General features: G+C 38.3%; 1 protein-coding gene. It reads right to left on the bottom strand.

Features of this window, described 5'->3' with window-relative positions:
- Positions 1 to 136: 136 nt before the first annotated feature.
- On the bottom strand, positions 137 to 1484 hold a 1348-nt coding region (locus LRP83_RS07215), incomplete at its 5' end, for an S-layer homology domain-containing protein (protein ID WP_230496022.1).

The raw sequence follows: 1484 nt of genomic DNA, 5'->3' as shown, positions 1-1484 counted from the left end.
CTATCAATCAAACGTTTGATTGATTACGGCGGAAAACGTTGTGAACTAGCAACTACCCAAATAAAAAAGCCTACCTTTCTATAAATCTACAGAAAGGTAGGCTTTTTTTAGTTTTAATCAGCAACCATGAACCAATTCACTCTTCCACAAATACTTCTTTATTATCACTGGAAATAATATATTGGTGGTCTCTTGCAGCTTCTTCAATTTCTTTAAATGCCCAATGGTTTTTGGGTACATCTTTAAAGGTTGGATTATAGTCTCCTTCTAGAGGACCCCGTTTAAATAAGCGATTTAACACTTTCACTGCTTGAGCTCTTGTCAAATGTGTATTTGGTTTAAACGAACCATCTGGATAACCTTCCATGATCTTAAAGTGTTTAATGGCTAATATGGCTTCTGCTGCCCAATTATCACTTTTTATATCGCTATAAGTAGTGTTAGCCTTTTGAACAAGAGTCGAACATTGTTCAAATGCAAGTGAGTTATTTGAACACTCTTTCTTTAACCATCTATAGACGATTGTGGCCATTTGAGCGCGAGTAATGTAATCATTAGGGTTGAACGAACTTCCTATTCCGAACATAATTTCACGTTGTTTTGCCAGCATGATTTCTTTGTAAGCCCAATGCGTTTCTAGCACATCATTGTATTCGCCCTTTTCCGTAACATCATTTAAACCTAGGTTTTTCATTAACATTACTGCCATTTGGGCTCTTGTGACCTTTTGTTCGGGTCTAAACGTGTTATCTGGATAACCATTAATGTACGCACTGTGAGTATATAATATAGGCTCTGGATCAGGAGTAACAATTTCAGTCCATGAAGCAAATAGTGTTGTATTATTTGTTATTTTATCAGTTGAAAAATCCCATGCTGTCTTAAACTCGGCATCCTTATACCAACCTTTGAAAATATAACCCGCTCTAGTCGGAGGAGTTGGTGCGGTAATCGTCGTGTTATAGTTTGTCGTAACCGGAGCAATGGCACTACCACCATTCGAGTTAAAGCTTACTGTATATTCATTTATTGTCCAATTTGCATAAAGAGTGATGTCGTGAGTCACTTTGTCTGTTGCGAACTTCCATTCCGTGTTCATCCCTACTTCCTTATACCAACCGTTGAACGTATAACCCGTTCTAGTCGTAGAAGTTGGTGAAATCGTCGTGTTATAGTTTGCTATTACTGGAGCTATTGATCTACCACCATTCGAGTCAAATCTCACTAAATATTGATTGATCGTCCACTTTGCATAAAGAGTGGTATCTTGAGTGACTTTATCTGTCGCAAAATTCCATTCCGTCATCAATCCAGCTTCTTTAAACCAACCGTTGAAAGTATAGCCGGTTCTGGTCGGAGGAGTTGGAGCCGAAATGGAAGTATTATAGTTTGTAGTAACCGGAGCAACAGCACTACCACCATTCGAGTTAAAGCTAACCGTATATTGATTAATCGTCCACTTAGCAAAAAGAGTGGTGTCTTGC

The sequence above is a fragment of the Pseudoneobacillus rhizosphaerae genome, assembly GCF_917563885.1.
In the GTDB taxonomy this organism is placed as follows: Bacteria; Bacillota; Bacilli; order Bacillales; family Cytobacillaceae; genus Pseudoneobacillus; species Pseudoneobacillus rhizosphaerae.
Note: the sequence above shows the minus strand (reverse complement) of the source record. Positions and strands in the feature narration are given on the sequence as shown.